The sequence below is a fragment of the Escherichia sp. WS1451 genome, assembly GCF_046487365.1.
GTDB lineage: Bacteria > Pseudomonadota > Gammaproteobacteria > Enterobacterales > Enterobacteriaceae > Escherichia > Escherichia coli.
In genome coordinates, this window is record NZ_JBJQJP010000006.1 from 64,798 (window position 1) to 78,864 (window position 14,067).

15 protein-coding genes are annotated in these 14,067 nt (G+C 50.3%); 12 read left to right on the forward strand and 3 right to left on the reverse strand.

Going from position 1 to position 14,067, the window contains the following annotated elements; all coding sequences use genetic code 11:
* Nucleotides 1-364 precede the first annotated feature (364 nt).
* From cyoA to ACJHX7_RS10125, 7 genes are all read left to right on the forward strand, one after another.
* The gene (gene cyoA, locus ACJHX7_RS10095; RefSeq protein ID WP_001239436.1) at nt 365-1,312 is read left to right on the forward strand and encodes a cytochrome o ubiquinol oxidase subunit II; all 948 of its coding nucleotides are present in this window, start codon (nt 365-367) and stop codon (nt 1,310-1,312) included.
* A gap of 21 nt (nt 1,313-1,333) precedes the next feature.
* Nucleotides 1,334-3,325, forward strand: coding sequence for a cytochrome o ubiquinol oxidase subunit I (gene cyoB / locus ACJHX7_RS10100; RefSeq protein WP_000467180.1), 1,992 nt, complete (start codon nt 1,334-1,336; stop codon nt 3,323-3,325).
* On the forward strand, nt 3,315-3,929 hold the full coding sequence (locus ACJHX7_RS10105) for a cytochrome o ubiquinol oxidase subunit III (RefSeq protein ID WP_000179819.1): 615 nt from the start codon (nt 3,315-3,317) through the stop codon (nt 3,927-3,929). Before cyoB ends, ACJHX7_RS10105 begins: the two co-directional genes overlap by 11 nt.
* The gene (locus ACJHX7_RS10110) at nt 3,929-4,258 is read left to right on the forward strand and encodes a cytochrome o ubiquinol oxidase subunit IV (protein WP_000019794.1); all 330 of its coding nucleotides are present in this window, start codon (nt 3,929-3,931) and stop codon (nt 4,256-4,258) included. The genes ACJHX7_RS10105 and ACJHX7_RS10110 overlap by 1 nt, the downstream gene beginning before the upstream one ends.
* Before the next feature lie 11 nt (nt 4,259-4,269).
* Nucleotides 4,270-5,160 (forward strand): heme o synthase, encoded by an 891-nt coding sequence (gene cyoE / locus ACJHX7_RS10115; RefSeq protein ID WP_000971336.1) that lies wholly within the window; start codon nt 4,270-4,272, stop codon nt 5,158-5,160.
* Between the two features lie 184 nt (nt 5,161-5,344).
* Nucleotides 5,345-5,656 (forward strand): DUF1778 domain-containing protein, encoded by a 312-nt coding sequence (locus ACJHX7_RS10120; protein ID WP_001577859.1) that lies wholly within the window; start codon nt 5,345-5,347, stop codon nt 5,654-5,656.
* Entirely contained in the window at nt 5,640-6,182 is a 543-nt protein-coding gene (locus tag ACJHX7_RS10125) for a GNAT family N-acetyltransferase (RefSeq protein WP_032170811.1), read from the forward strand. The genes ACJHX7_RS10120 and ACJHX7_RS10125 overlap by 17 nt, the downstream gene beginning before the upstream one ends.
* 55 nt (nt 6,183-6,237) lie before the next feature.
* Here ACJHX7_RS10125 and ACJHX7_RS10130 read toward each other — a convergent pair whose 3' ends face one another.
* The gene (locus tag ACJHX7_RS10130; RefSeq protein WP_032171822.1) at nt 6,238-7,173 is read right to left on the reverse strand and encodes a tetratricopeptide repeat protein; all 936 of its coding nucleotides are present in this window, start codon (nt 7,171-7,173) and stop codon (nt 6,238-6,240) included.
* Nucleotides 7,174-7,579: 406 nt separating this feature from the next.
* On the opposite strand from ACJHX7_RS10130, the gene ACJHX7_RS10135 reads away from it, so the two are divergent.
* Complete coding sequence (locus tag ACJHX7_RS10135) at nt 7,580-8,944, forward strand: MFS transporter (RefSeq protein ID WP_001000978.1); 1,365 nt, start codon at nt 7,580-7,582, stop codon at nt 8,942-8,944.
* 127 nt (nt 8,945-9,071) lie between these two features.
* Here ACJHX7_RS10135 and yajQ read toward each other — a convergent pair whose 3' ends face one another.
* A complete protein-coding gene (gene yajQ / locus ACJHX7_RS10140; RefSeq protein WP_174785814.1) occupies nt 9,072-9,563 on the reverse strand; it encodes a nucleotide binding protein YajQ in 492 nt (163 codons plus the stop codon).
* Between the two features lie 167 nt (nt 9,564-9,730).
* Between yajQ and panE the strand changes: the two genes are divergently transcribed.
* Together panE and yajL are read left to right on the forward strand one after the other, a co-directional pair.
* A complete protein-coding gene (gene panE / locus ACJHX7_RS10145; RefSeq protein ID WP_000705836.1) occupies nt 9,731-10,642 on the forward strand; it encodes a 2-dehydropantoate 2-reductase in 912 nt (303 codons plus the stop codon).
* Nucleotides 10,605-11,195: a protein deglycase YajL gene (yajL, locus tag ACJHX7_RS10150; protein WP_001276319.1), complete on the forward strand. Its 591-nt coding sequence runs from the start codon at nt 10,605-10,607 to the stop codon at nt 11,193-11,195. The genes panE and yajL overlap by 38 nt, the downstream gene beginning before the upstream one ends.
* A 53-nt stretch (nt 11,196-11,248) precedes the next feature.
* On the opposite strand, the gene thiI is transcribed toward yajL, so the two are convergent.
* On the reverse strand, nt 11,249-12,697 hold the full coding sequence (gene thiI, locus ACJHX7_RS10155) for a tRNA uracil 4-sulfurtransferase ThiI (RefSeq protein WP_094029728.1): 1,449 nt from the start codon (nt 12,695-12,697) through the stop codon (nt 11,249-11,251).
* A 205-nt stretch (nt 12,698-12,902) separates the two neighbouring features.
* Between thiI and xseB the strand changes: the two genes are divergently transcribed.
* Both xseB and ispA read left to right on the forward strand, forming a co-directional pair.
* Nucleotides 12,903-13,145 carry an exodeoxyribonuclease VII small subunit gene (gene xseB / locus ACJHX7_RS10160; RefSeq protein ID WP_001124935.1) on the forward strand — a complete coding sequence of 81 codons (243 nt, stop codon included), beginning with the start codon at nt 12,903-12,905 and terminating at the stop codon, nt 13,143-13,145.
* Nucleotides 13,145-14,044: a (2E,6E)-farnesyl diphosphate synthase gene (gene ispA, locus ACJHX7_RS10165; RefSeq protein ID WP_000347223.1), complete on the forward strand. Its 900-nt coding sequence runs from the start codon at nt 13,145-13,147 to the stop codon at nt 14,042-14,044. Before xseB ends, ispA begins: the two co-directional genes overlap by 1 nt.
* Nucleotides 14,045-14,067: the final 23 nt, after the last annotated feature.

Here is a 14,067-nt window from a genome sequence, read left to right on the forward strand (position 1 = left end):
GCTTAGCGTTTGGAAATTATTGACGCCATTTATGAATTCTATTTTTCTTACACGATTCAGCTAATGAATCTTTATTTTCTCACTACCAAGTTGTCACTTTAATGATAATTATTTGTTAAATAATTGTTTTATTTCGCATTGGTTATACCAATTGCCCGCCCAGACTTCTTCTGCACTCCCCTTTTGTTATAACGCCCTTTTGCAACAGCTTCTTAAAATCAACCCGATATGTTTTGCAACATATGTGACCTGGAAGCCAAATCCAAGTAACAGGAATTTAATCATGTTTACAGTAATGTAACCTTCCCGTAAAATGCCCACACACTTTAAACGCCACCAGATCCCGTGGAATTGAGGTCGTTAAATGAGACTCAGGAAATACAATAAAAGTTTGGGATGGTTGTCATTATTTGCAGGCACTGTATTGCTCAGTGGCTGTAATTCTGCGCTGTTAGATCCCAAAGGACAGATTGGTCTGGAGCAACGTTCACTGATACTGACGGCATTTGGCCTGATGTTGATTGTCGTTATTCCCGCAATCTTGATGGCTGTTGGTTTCGCCTGGAAGTACCGTGCGAGCAATAAAGATGCTAAGTACAGCCCGAACTGGTCACACTCCAATAAAGTGGAAGCTGTGGTCTGGACGGTACCTATCTTAATCATCATCTTCCTTGCGGTACTGACCTGGAAAACCACTCACGCTCTTGAGCCTAGCAAGCCGCTGGCACACGACGAGAAGCCCATTACCATCGAAGTGGTTTCCATGGACTGGAAATGGTTCTTCATCTACCCGGAACAGGGCATTGCTACCGTGAATGAAATCGCTTTCCCGGCGAACACTCCGGTGTACTTCAAAGTGACCTCCAACTCCGTGATGAACTCCTTCTTCATTCCGCGTCTGGGTAGCCAGATTTATGCCATGGCCGGTATGCAGACTCGCCTGCATCTGATCGCCAACGAACCCGGTACTTATGACGGTATCTCCGCCAGCTACAGCGGCCCGGGCTTCTCAGGCATGAAGTTCAAAGCTATTGCAACACCGGATCGCGCCGCATTCGACCAATGGGTCGCAAAAGCGAAACAGTCGCCGAACACCATGTCTGACATGGCAGCGTTCGAAAAACTGGCCGCGCCTAGCGAATACAACCAGGTGGAATATTTCTCCAACGTGAAACCAGACTTGTTTGCTGATGTGATTAACAAGTTTATGGCTCACGGTAAGAGCATGGACATGACCCAGCCAGAAGGTGAGCACAGTGCACACGAAGGTATGGAAGGCATGGACATGAGCCACGCGGAATCCGCCCATTAAAGGGGTTGAGGAAGAATAAAGATGTTCGGAAAATTATCACTTGATGCAGTCCCGTTCCATGAACCTATCGTCATGGTTACGATCGCTGGCATTATTTTGGGAGGTCTGGCGCTCGTTGGCCTGATCACTTACTTCGGTAAGTGGACCTACCTGTGGAAAGAGTGGCTGACCTCCGTCGACCATAAACGCCTAGGTATCATGTATATCATCGTGGCGATTGTGATGTTGCTGCGTGGTTTTGCTGACGCCATTATGATGCGTAGCCAGCAGGCCCTTGCCTCGGCGGGCGAAGCGGGCTTCCTGCCTCCTCACCACTACGATCAGATCTTCACCGCGCACGGCGTGATTATGATCTTCTTCGTGGCGATGCCTTTCGTTATCGGTCTGATGAACCTGGTGGTTCCGCTGCAGATCGGCGCGCGTGACGTTGCGTTCCCGTTCCTCAACAACTTAAGCTTCTGGTTTACCGTTGTTGGTGTGATTCTGGTTAACGTTTCTCTCGGCGTGGGCGAATTTGCGCAGACCGGCTGGCTGGCCTATCCACCGCTATCGGGAATAGAGTACAGTCCGGGAGTCGGTGTCGATTACTGGATATGGAGTCTCCAGCTATCCGGTATAGGTACGACGCTTACCGGTATCAACTTCTTCGTTACCATTCTGAAGATGCGCGCACCGGGCATGACCATGTTCAAGATGCCAGTATTTACCTGGGCATCACTGTGCGCGAACGTACTGATTATTGCTTCCTTCCCAATTCTGACGGTAACCGTCGCGTTGTTGACCCTGGATCGCTATCTGGGCACCCATTTCTTTACCAACGATATGGGTGGCAACATGATGATGTACATCAACCTGATTTGGGCCTGGGGCCACCCGGAAGTTTACATCCTGATCCTGCCTGTATTCGGTGTGTTCTCCGAAATTGCGGCAACCTTCTCGCGTAAACGTCTGTTTGGTTATACCTCGCTGGTATGGGCAACCGTCTGTATCACCGTGCTGTCGTTCATCGTCTGGCTGCACCACTTCTTTACGATGGGTGCGGGCGCGAACGTAAACGCCTTCTTTGGTATCACCACGATGATTATCGCCATCCCGACCGGGGTGAAGATCTTCAACTGGCTGTTCACCATGTATCAGGGCCGCATCGTGTTCCATTCTGCGATGCTGTGGACTATCGGTTTTATCGTCACCTTCTCGGTGGGCGGGATGACTGGCGTGCTGCTGGCAGTACCGGGCGCGGACTTCGTTCTGCATAACAGCCTGTTCCTGATTGCGCACTTCCATAACGTGATCATCGGCGGCGTGGTCTTCGGCTGCTTCGCAGGGATGACCTACTGGTGGCCTAAAGCGTTCGGTTTCAAACTGAACGAAACCTGGGGTAAACGCGCGTTCTGGTTCTGGATCATCGGCTTCTTCGTTGCCTTTATGCCACTGTATGCGCTGGGCTTCATGGGCATGACCCGTCGTTTGAGCCAGCAGATTGACCCACAGTTCCACACCATGCTGATGATTGCAGCCAGCGGTGCTGTACTGATTGCGCTGGGTATTCTCTGCCTCGTTATTCAGATGTACGTTTCTATTCGCGACCGCGACCAGAACCGTGACCTGACTGGCGACCCGTGGGGTGGCCGTACGCTGGAGTGGGCAACCTCTTCCCCGCCTCCGTTCTATAACTTTGCCGTTGTGCCGCACGTTCACGAGCGTGATGCATTCTGGGAAATGAAAGAGAAAGGCGAAGCGTACAAAAAGCCTGACCACTATGAAGAAATTCATATGCCGAAAAACAGCGGTGCCGGTATCGTCATTGCGGCTTTCTCCACCATCTTCGGTTTCGCCATGATCTGGCATATCTGGTGGCTGGCGATTGTTGGCTTCGCAGGCATGATCATCACCTGGATCGTGAAAAGCTTCGACGAGGACGTGGATTACTACGTGCCGGTGGCAGAAATCGAAAAACTGGAAAACCAGCATTTCGATGAGATTACTAAGGCAGGGCTGAAAAATGGCAACTGATACTTTGACGCACGCGACTGCCCACGCGCACGAACACGGGCACCACGATGCAGGCGGAACCAAAATCTTCGGATTTTGGATCTACCTGATGAGCGACTGCATTCTGTTCTCTATCTTGTTTGCTACCTATGCCGTTCTGGTGAACGGCACCGCAGGCGGCCCGACAGGTAAGGACATTTTCGAACTGCCGTTTGTTCTGGTTGAAACTTTCTTGCTGTTGTTCAGCTCCATCACCTACGGCATGGCGGCTATCGCCATGTACAAAAACAACAAAAGCCAGGTTATCTCCTGGCTGGCGTTGACCTGGTTGTTTGGTGCCGGATTTATCGGGATGGAAATCTATGAATTCCATCACCTGATTGTTAACGGCATGGGTCCGGATCGCAGCGGCTTCCTGTCAGCGTTCTTTGCGCTGGTCGGCACGCACGGTCTGCACGTCACTTCCGGTCTTATCTGGATGGCGGTGCTGATGGTGCAAATCGCCCGTCGCGGGCTGACCAGCACGAACCGTACCCGCATCATGTGCCTGAGCTTGTTCTGGCACTTCCTGGATGTGGTTTGGATCTGTGTGTTCACTGTTGTTTATCTGATGGGGGCGATGTAATGAGTCATTCTAACGCGAGCGGCGGCGCATCCCATGGCAGCGTAAAGACCTACATGACAGGCTTTATCCTGTCGATAATCCTGACGGTAATTCCGTTCTGGATGGTGATGACAGGGGCTGCCTCTCCGGCCGTAATTCTGGGAACCATCCTGGCAATGGCAGTGGTACAGGTTCTGGTGCATCTGGTGTGCTTCCTGCACATGAATACCAAATCAGATGAAGGCTGGAACATGACGGCGTTTGTCTTCACCGTGCTAATCATCGCTATCCTGGTTGTAGGCTCCATCTGGATTATGTGGAACCTCAACTACAACATGATGATGCACTAAGAGCGGCGGTTATGATGTTTAAGCAATACCTGCAAGTAACGAAACCAGGCATCATCTTTGGCAACCTGATCTCGGTGATTGGGGGATTCCTGCTGGCCTCAAAGGGCAGCATTGATTATCCCCTGTTTATCTACACGCTGGTTGGGGTGTCACTGGTTGTGGCGTCGGGTTGTGTGTTTAACAACTACATCGACAGGGATATCGACAGAAAGATGGAAAGGACGAAGAATCGGGTGCTGGTTAAAGGCCTGATCTCTCCTGCTGTCTCGCTGGTGTACGCCACCTTGCTGGGTATTGCTGGCTTTATGCTGCTGTGGTTTGGCGCGAATCCGCTGGCCTGCTGGCTGGGGGTGATGGGCTTTGTGGTTTATGTCGGCGTTTATAGCCTGTACATGAAACGTCATTCTGTCTACGGCACATTGATTGGTTCGCTCTCCGGCGCTGCGCCTCCGGTGATCGGTTACTGTGCGGTAACCGGCGAGTTCGATAGCGGCGCAGCGATCCTGCTGGCTATCTTCAGCCTGTGGCAGATGCCTCATTCTTATGCCATCGCCATTTTCCGCTTTAAGGATTATCAGGCCGCAAACATTCCGGTACTGCCGGTGGTGAAAGGCATTTCGGTGGCGAAGAATCACATCACGCTGTATATCATCGCCTTTGCCGTTGCCACGCTGATGCTCTCTCTTGGCGGCTACGCTGGGTATAAATATCTGGTGGTCGCCGCTGCGGTGAGCGTCTGGTGGTTAGGCATGGCCCTGCGCGGTTATAAAGTTGCTGATGACAGAATCTGGGCGCGCAAGCTGTTTGGCTTCTCTATCATCGCCATCACTGCCCTCTCGGTAATGATGTCCGTTGATTTTATGGTGCCGGACTCGCATACGCTGCTGGCTGCTGTGTGGTAACACAACCTCTCTATTAAAAAGGTGCTACGGCACCTTTTTTATTGTCTGAGATCAGAGATACGGCTAATAACCGTATCTCTTGACAGAGTGAGCAGATGCACATAAATTAATCATACGGTTGATAGCCGTATTATGTATGAGATCGACTCCCTACGATTTCATTCAGTTAATCAAAGAGGTCACAATGCCTGGAAAAACAGCCACTCTACCCGATGTCGATAAAACGCTGAAAAATGCGCGGGTTGAACTCAAAACCAGTCCCGACGCCAAAAACAGACTTCGTGAAGCTGCGCAAGCCGTTGGGTTAGATTTAAGCGCCTTTATTTTGAGCGCTGCTATGGAACGCGCCGAAAGCGTGCTTGATAACCAACGTCGCCGTGAGCTTTCGAATCAAAGCTGGGAACTGATGAACCAACTCATCGCCGAACCTGCTCAACCGACGCTCGCACTCAAGGCGTTAATGAAAAGGAAAAACAGCGATGGTCGACAAGCATGAAGAGATTACTCTGCCCATAGTCCTCTCCTGTAATTATCAGTCTGATATTACTTATCCTGGGCAAAAACAGTTTGATTGCGGTAACCCTGTTATCGATAAATTTGTACGCACATCGCTAAAGAAAAGTGTGCGTAATAGCGACTGTGCGGCTAAAGCACTTATTGACAGACAAAGTGGTGAACTGATTGGCATATGTACTTTTACGGCATATTCGCTGGAAAAACAACGCGTTTCTGGCGTCCTTCAGGGTTCACAGCCTTCAGAGATTGGTGTTGTCAGATTAGTCATGTTGGGGGTGGCGCGGAAGTATCAAAAGCGGGGCTTTGGTCAGGACCTACTATGTGATTTTTTTGAACATGTAAAAATAATTCACCAGGCATTACCAATTAAAGGGGTTTATCTTGATGCTGACCCTGCCGCCATTAACTTTTATGCTCGTCTCGGCTTTGTTCAGCTTTCAGCGACACCAAATGCTTTTGGTGCTGTACCGATGTTTTTGGCGATTCAGCATATTCTCGCGGCTTAGATTATTATCGCCACCCGCCAGGGCAAGTCTTGCCTCAGGCGGGGGCTGAGCAGCGTTACCACTTTTGTTCAATTGCCCCCGCTTTCAGCAACTCCACATCCTTGCCGTTAATGGTTGCCGTTGCGGCAACGATTGTGGTCCTTACAGTTGCACAAGATTTTCGCTCAAATTCCGGTTTATAAAGAATTAGAGACGAATTACTGGTAAATGAATCAAATATATAATCAGTAAAGCTAATATTCAGCCGGTTTAAACCGAAAGGCGCGAAACCAACCGTTTGGTTAATCTCCTTACCGGATGGGCTACGAATGCTGAATGTCACGCGAAGATTGGCCACTTCGCCTAATTTATTGGTGGTAGCGAAGAGGCTATCCATGCAGGAAAAACCTTTATCTAAAAAATTATCCCGCATCCCAGAACGGGTAACCGTGATCACGGGTAACGTATCGTCAACCGTTTTTCTGTCAATCATGTCTTTTCGACATGTAGCCAGAAAGTCTTCCGGACCACCATAAATGTGGACACCTTTATCAAGATATTCCTTCGCTTTCTTACAATCTACCTCAACATACTGACCATTGGCGTACATCATGCCCAACCTGGACCATGCTAAATTCACACCGTATTGCGCGGCCTGATTAAATAGAACATACGCTTTGGCATAATCCACCCGCACCAGCTCACCGTCGTAGTAGATACTCCCCAGCGCTAACGGAGCTTCTCTATCACCGTGTTTAGCGGCTAACTCAAACCATTTAATCGCTTCCTGAACATCAGGTTTGGTATCAAAGCGAGGCTGATAATATTCCCAGCCTAACAGGCTCTGCGCGTCGACATCTCCCAATTCAGCCATTTTATGCAGTCTATTTATAACATCGGGCGCAGGTTGACCACCGTATATGCTGTCATACAATTCATGCGCTTTCTCGCTTGCCACCACGCATGGTGAAACTATTAGCATTAAAGAAAATAATATTCTTTTAGTTAACATGTATACCTTTATGTTCTCTCTGTCATATGTTTCCATAATAATTAACCACCAAACATCCATTTAATGAATAAATACAGTGCCATAAAGGCCCAAGTAATAAGCACACATTTAACCTGAAACATTATCATCGATGTCACCTAATCGTTTATTTAGTGAGATAAAAATAGCATGTTCGCAAGATAAAAAATGCACATAGCAATCAAGAAATAATATTATTACTTTTGATGTAAAACTATTTAACTTTAAGAATAATTTTTTCAACATATAGAGCATTCATTTTATGAATGCAAAGTAAACATACCTGACACACAAACTATTCTCCTCTGTAATATTTTCTCATTAACACTCTGTTTACCCAACATGCGCTCCGCACTACACTATGTGGGCATTTTTTTAAGAGGTGGTAATGAACGATTATAAAATGACGCCAGGTGAGCGGCGCGCGACCTGGGGTTTAGGCACCGTTTTCTCGTTGCGCATGCTGGGCATGTTCATGGTTCTGCCGGTTCTGACCACGTACGGCATGGCTCTGCAAGGTGCCAGCGAAGCATTAATCGGTATTGCCATTGGTATTTATGGTCTGACGCAGGCCGTTTTTCAGATTCCGTTTGGCCTGCTTTCAGACCGCATTGGTCGCAAACCATTAATTGTCGGTGGGCTGGCGGTGTTTGCCGCCGGTAGCGTTATTGCTGCGCTCTCCGACTCCATCTGGGGAATTATTCTGGGCCGGGCGTTACAAGGTTCTGGAGCGATTGCCGCTGCCGTTATGGCGCTACTTTCTGATCTCACGCGCGAACAAAACCGTACCAAAGCGATGGCGTTTATCGGCGTGAGTTTTGGTATTACCTTCGCCATTGCGATGGTACTTGGCCCTATCATCACTCACAAACTTGGGCTGCACGCGCTGTTCTGGATGATCGCTATTCTGGCAACAACCGGCATTGCGTTGACCATTTGGGTTGTGCCCAACAGTAGCACTCACGTACTTAATCGTGAGTCCGGAATGGTGAAAGGCAGTTTCAGTAAAGTGCTGGCGGAACCGCGGTTGCTGAAACTCAACTTTGGCATTATGTGTCTACACATGCTTCTGATGTCTACGTTTGTTGCCCTGCCCGGACAGCTGGCTGATGCGGGGTTCCCGGCGGCTGAACACTGGAAGGTCTATCTGGCGACGATGCTAATCGCCTTTGGCTCGGTCGTGCCTTTCATTATCTACGCTGAAGTTAAGCGCAAAATGAAGCAAGTCTTTGTCTTCTGCGTCGGATTGATCGTGGTTGCGGAAATTGTGTTGTGGAACGCACAAACGCAGTTCTGGCAACTGGTGGTCGGCGTGCAGCTTTTCTTTGTAGCGTTTAATTTGATGGAAGCCCTTCTGCCTTCACTTATCAGTAAAGAGTCGCCTGCAGGTTACAAAGGTACGGCGATGGGTGTTTACTCCACCAGCCAGTTTCTTGGCGTGGCGATTGGCGGTTCGCTGGGCGGCTGGATTGACGGCATGTTTGACGGTCAGGGCGTATTTCTCGCTGGCGCAATGCTGGCCGCAGTGTGGCTGGCAGTCGCCAGTACCATGAAAGAACCGCCGTATGTCAGCAGCTTGCGCATTGAAATCCCGGCGGACATTGCCGCAAACGAAGCGTTAAAAGTACGTTTGCTGGAAACTGAAGGCGTCAAAGAAGTGTTGATTGCAGAAGAAGAACATTCAGCGTATGTGAAAATCGACAGCAAAGTGACGAATCGCTTTGAGGTTGAACAGGCAATTCGCCAGGCATAAAAGCGAGGCGAAATTGCCTGCTGCGCTACGCTTACCAGGCCTACAAAGTTCCTGAGTTATAAACCTTTGTAGGCCAAATCAGGCGTTCATGCCGCATCTGACATGAACAAAGCGCAGGTTGTCGCGATTAATCGCGGAAGTTTTTGAACTGGAACGGCTGACCGAGATCACCACCACGTACCATCGCCATGACAGCCTGCAAATCATCACGAGATTTACCCGTTACGCGGATCTCATCGCCCTGAATTTGCACCTGCACTTTCAGTTTACTGTCTTTGATCATTTTGACGATTTTCTTCTGAGTCGCGCTCTCAATGCCCTGTTTCAGTTTCGCTTCCACAAACCAGGTTTTACCGCTATGAACGATATTTTCCGGTACATCCAGTGAACTGCCTTCAATGCCGCGCTTCAGCAACTTGGCACGCAGAATATCCAGCAACTGATTGACCTGGAAGTCGGACTCGCTCAACACTTTGATGGTTTTGCTGGCGTCGTTCAGCTCAAATGAGGCTTCAACATTACGGAAGTCAAAACGGGACTCCACTTCGCGGCTCGCGTTATCGACCGCGTTACGTGCTTCCTGAAGATCAACTTCAGAGACAATATCGAAAGATGGCATCTTTTCCTCTCCCTTCATTTTTGATGCGAAGCATAATACCTGCAAAGTTAAATAACCAACAGTCCTGCACCAGGACGTATCCCTTAATTGTGCATAGTCGCAACAGCATGCACAATTAAGGGATAGCCTTATTGAACACCCGGAGTGGTTGCGGGTGAGGAGGAACAATGAAAATTACCGTATTGGGATGCGGTGCCTTAGGGCAATTATGGCTTACAGCACTTTGTAAACAGGGTCACGACGTTCAGGGCTGGCTGCGCGTACCGCAACCTTATTGTAGCGTGAATCTGGTTGAGACTGACGGTTCGATATTTAACGAATCGCTGACCGCCAACGATCCCGATTTTCTCGCCACCAGCGATCTGCTCCTGGTGACGCTGAAAGCATGGCAGGTTTCCGATGCCGTCAAAAGCCTCGCGTCCACACTGCCTGTAACCACGCCAATACTGTTAATTCACAACGGCATGGGTACCATCGAAGAGTTGCAAAACATTCAGCAGCCATTACTGATGGGCACCACCACCCATGCCGCCCGCCGCGACGGCAATGTCATTATTCATGTGGCAAACGGTATCACGCATATTGGTCCGGCACGGCAACAGGACGGCGATTACAGTTATCTGGCGGATATTTTGCAAACCGTATTGCCTGACGTCGCGTGGCATAACAATATTCGCGCCGAGCTGTGGCGCAAGCTGGCAGTCAACTGTGTGATTAATCCACTGACCGCCATCTGGAATTGCCCGAATGGTGAATTACGTCATCATCCGCAAGAAATTATGCAGATATGCGAAGAAGTCGCGGCAGTGATCGAACGCGAAGGGCATCATACTTCAGCAGAAGATTTGCGTGATTACGTGATGCAGGTGATTGATGCAACAGCGGAAAATATCTCGTCGATGTTGCAGGATATCCGCGCGCTGCGCCACACCGAAATCGACTATATCAATGGTTTTCTCTTACGCCGCGCCCGCGCGCATGGGATTGCCGTACCGGAAAACACCCGCCTGTTTGAAATGGTAAAAAGAAAGGAGAGTGAATATGAGCGCATCGGCACTGGTTTGCCTCGCCCCTGGTAGTGAAGAGACTGAAGCCGTCACCACTATCGACCTCTTGGTTCGCGGCGGTATCAAAGTCACCACTGCCAGCGTCGCCAGCGATGGTAACCTGGCAATTACCTGCTCGCGCGGCGTAAAGATGCTGGCGGATGCGCCGCTGGTCGAAGTGGCTGATGGCGAATATGACGTGATTGTGCTGCCTGGTGGCATCAAAGGCGCAGAGTGTTTTCGCGATAGCACCCTGCTGGTTGAAACCGTTAAACAGTTCCACCGTTCCGGGCGTATCGTCGCGGCTATTTGCGCCGCGCCAGCCACCGTGCTGGTCCCGCACGATATCTTCCCGATTGGCAATATGACCGGCTTCCCGACGCTGAAAGACAAAATTCCCGCCGAACAATGGCAGGACAAGCGCGTCGTCTGGGATGCACGAGTAAAATTGCTGACCAGCCAGGGGCCGGGTACAGCTATCGACTTTGGTCTGAAAATTATCGATCTGCTGGTTGGGCGCGAGAAAGCCCATGAAGTGGCATCACAACTGGTGATGGCGGCAGGGATTTATAATTATTACGAGTAGTGTCGGATGCGGTAAACGTCGCATCTGGCCAGATGCGACGTTACAACCACATATTACGGGCGATACACCTTCACATTGTTAAAGCCCTGCTCGCGCAGATAGAGCGCCTGCAGGCGGCTCATCACCCCGCGCTCACACCACAACAGCCAGGTTTTGCTCTGGTCGAGATCGCCAAATTTGGTGCTCAGTTTATAGAACGGCAGAGAAACCACATCAATCCCTTCGACTTTCAGTGGCTTATCTTCCTGTTCATCGATAGAACGGATATCGAGGATCACGTCGTTCGGGCCGAAGCCATTGACGGTTTCCACTTCCACCACTTCCTGCTCGGTCTGCTGGGCGATTTCGCGGATATCAACGTTATTCGCTTCCTCAACCACTTTATCGAGAATGCTGAAGTCAAACTTCTCTTCTTCCGCTTCAATCTTCGATTTAACCGCTTTCACCGTCGGGCTTTTGGAAATCACGCCGCAATATTCCGGCATCGTGCGGGCAAAGTCTTCGGTGCCAATCTGGCGAGCCAGGTTGATGATGTGCTCTTTGTCGTAAGAGATCAGCGGACGCAGGATCAGCGTGTCGGAGACGTTATCAATCAGGCGCAGGTTGGTCAGCGTCTGGCTGGACACCTGGCCGAGCGCTTCGCCGGTGACCAGCGCCTGTACGCCGTAACGTTCTGCCACTTTGGACGCGGCACGCACCATCATACGTTTGAGGATAACACCCATCTGACCGTCGTCGATTTTCTCGAGAATTTCCCCGACGACAGGTTCGAAATTAATAGCGACAAAACGCACGCGGTGGGAGCTGCCAAAGCGGTTCCACAGATAATGCGCCACCTGACGCACGCCAATTTCATGCGCCGCGCCGCCGAGGTTAAAGAAGCAGTAATGCACGCGGCAGCCGCGACGCATCAACATATAACTGGAAACACCGGAGTCGAAACCACCGGAAATGAGCGACAACACATCTTCCTGGGTGCCGATCGGGAAACCGCCAATACCTTCGTAGCGGCCTTTAATTAGCAGGAGGCGATCGTCTTCCACTTCCAGATGGACAGTCACATCCGGATTGGTCAGCTTCACGCGCGCGGACTCAATATGCTGATTTAAACCGCCGCCGACGTAACGTTCCACATCAATCGAGCTAAAATCATGTTTGCCACGGCGCTTCACGCGCACGCAGAAGGTTTTGCCTTCCAGCTGATCGCGATACTGAACCAACGCTTTCTCGAAAATATCGTGCATGTCGGTAAACGGCACGTCTTCGACTTCGAGAATATGGTGGATACCCGGAATACGGGTCAGGGCGTCGTGAATGGCCAGACGCTGGTTTTCATCTTTTGCGCGAACTTCGATGTTATCCCAGTGGCGGACGACAGCGAGCGTCTCATCATAGTGCTTTAAAACGTTACGAATGTTCCCGGTAAGGATTTTTATAAAGCGCAAGCGCACAGATTGGCTTTTGATGGTGATTTCCGGGAACAATTTAATGATAAACTTCATGGCGGCAATGGTTCGTTGGCAAGCCTTAAGCGACTTGTATAGGGAAAAATACAGCAGCCCACACCTGCGGCTGCATCCAGGCGCGGAAGTATACCACTAACATCGCTTTGCTGCGCACATCACCTTACCATTGCGCGTTATTTGCTATTTGCCCTGAGTCCGTTACCATGACGGGGCGAAAAATATTGAGAGTCAGACATTCATTATGCCGAAGAAAAATGAGGCGCCCGCCAGCTTTGAAAAGGCGCTGAGCGAGCTGGAACAGATTGTAACCCGTCTGGAAAGTGGCGACCTGCCGCTGGAAGAGGCGCTGAACGAGTTCGAACGCGGCGTGCAGCTGGCACGTCAGGGGCAGGCCAAATTACAACAAGCCGAACAGCGCGTACAAATTCTGCTGTCTGACAATGAAGATGCCTCTCTAACCCCTTTTACACCGGACAATGAGTAATGGACTTTCCGCAGCAACTCGAAGCCTGCGTTAAGCAGGCCAACCAGGCGCTGAGCCGTTTTATCGCCCCACTGCCCTTTCAGAACACTCCCGTGGTCGAAACCATGCAGTATGGCGCATTATTAGGTGGTAAGCGTCTGCGACCTTTCCTGGTTTATGCCACCGGTCATATGTTTGGCGTTAGCACAAACACGCTGGACGCACCCGCTGCCGCCGTTGAGTGTATCCACGCTTACTCATTAATTCATGATGATTTACCGGCGATGGATGATGACGATCTGCGTCGTGGTTTGCCGACCTGCCATGTGAAGTTTGGCGAAGCGAACGCGATTCTCGCTGGCGATGCTTTACAAACGCTGGCGTTCTCGATTTTAAGCGATGCTGATATGCCGGAAGTGTCGGATCGCGACAGAATTTCGATGATTTCTGAACTGGCGAGCGCCAGCGGTATTGCCGGAATGTGCGGTGGTCAGGCATTAGATTTAGACGCGGAAGGCAAACACGTACCTCTGGAGGCGCTTGAGCGTATTCATCGTCATAAAACCGGCGCATTGATTCGCGCCGCCGTTCGCCTTGGTGCATTAAGCGCCGGAGATAAAGGACGTCGTGCTCTGCCTGTACTCGACAAGTACGCAGAGAGCATCGGCCTTGCCTTCCAGGTTCAGGATGACATCCTGGATGTGGTAGGAGATACTGCAACGTTGGGAAAACGCCAGGGTGCTGACCAGCAACTTGGTAAAAGTACCTACCCTGCACTTCTGGGTCTTGAGCAAGCCCGGAAGAAAGCCCGGGATCTGATCGACGATGCCCGTCAGTCGCTGAAACAACTGGCTGAACAGTCACTCGATACCTCGGCACTGGAAGCGCTAGCGGACTACATCATCCAGCGTAATAAATAAACAATAAGTATTAATAGGCCCCT

Bases quoted from the DNA above. Each gene is read 5' to 3' on its own strand.
- cyoA (WP_001239436.1), top strand. From the start codon at position 365: ATGAGACTCAGGAAATACAATAAAAGTTTGGGATGGTTGTCATTATTT.
- cyoE (WP_000971336.1), top strand. From the start codon at position 4,270: ATGATGTTTAAGCAATACCTGCAAGTAACGAAACCAGGCATCATCTTT.
- thiI (WP_094029728.1), bottom strand. From the start codon at position 12,697: ATGAAGTTTATCATTAAATTGTTCCCGGAAATCACCATCAAAAGCCAA.
- yajQ (WP_174785814.1), bottom strand. From the start codon at position 9,563: ATGCCATCTTTCGATATTGTCTCTGAAGTTGATCTTCAGGAAGCACGT.
- yajL (WP_001276319.1), top strand. From the start codon at position 10,605: ATGAGCGCATCGGCACTGGTTTGCCTCGCCCCTGGTAGTGAAGAGACT.
- ACJHX7_RS10120 (WP_001577859.1), top strand. From the start codon at position 5,345: ATGCCTGGAAAAACAGCCACTCTACCCGATGTCGATAAAACGCTGAAA.
- ACJHX7_RS10130 (WP_032171822.1), bottom strand. From the start codon at position 7,173: ATGTTAACTAAAAGAATATTATTTTCTTTAATGCTAATAGTTTCACCA.
- cyoB (WP_000467180.1), top strand. From the start codon at position 1,334: ATGTTCGGAAAATTATCACTTGATGCAGTCCCGTTCCATGAACCTATC.
- ACJHX7_RS10110 (WP_000019794.1), top strand. From the start codon at position 3,929: ATGAGTCATTCTAACGCGAGCGGCGGCGCATCCCATGGCAGCGTAAAG.
- ACJHX7_RS10125 (WP_032170811.1), top strand. From the start codon at position 5,640: ATGGTCGACAAGCATGAAGAGATTACTCTGCCCATAGTCCTCTCCTGT.
- ACJHX7_RS10105 (WP_000179819.1), top strand. From the start codon at position 3,315: ATGGCAACTGATACTTTGACGCACGCGACTGCCCACGCGCACGAACAC.
- panE (WP_000705836.1), top strand. From the start codon at position 9,731: ATGAAAATTACCGTATTGGGATGCGGTGCCTTAGGGCAATTATGGCTT.
- ispA (WP_000347223.1), top strand. From the start codon at position 13,145: ATGGACTTTCCGCAGCAACTCGAAGCCTGCGTTAAGCAGGCCAACCAG.
- ACJHX7_RS10135 (WP_001000978.1), top strand. From the start codon at position 7,580: ATGAACGATTATAAAATGACGCCAGGTGAGCGGCGCGCGACCTGGGGT.
- xseB (WP_001124935.1), top strand. From the start codon at position 12,903: ATGCCGAAGAAAAATGAGGCGCCCGCCAGCTTTGAAAAGGCGCTGAGC.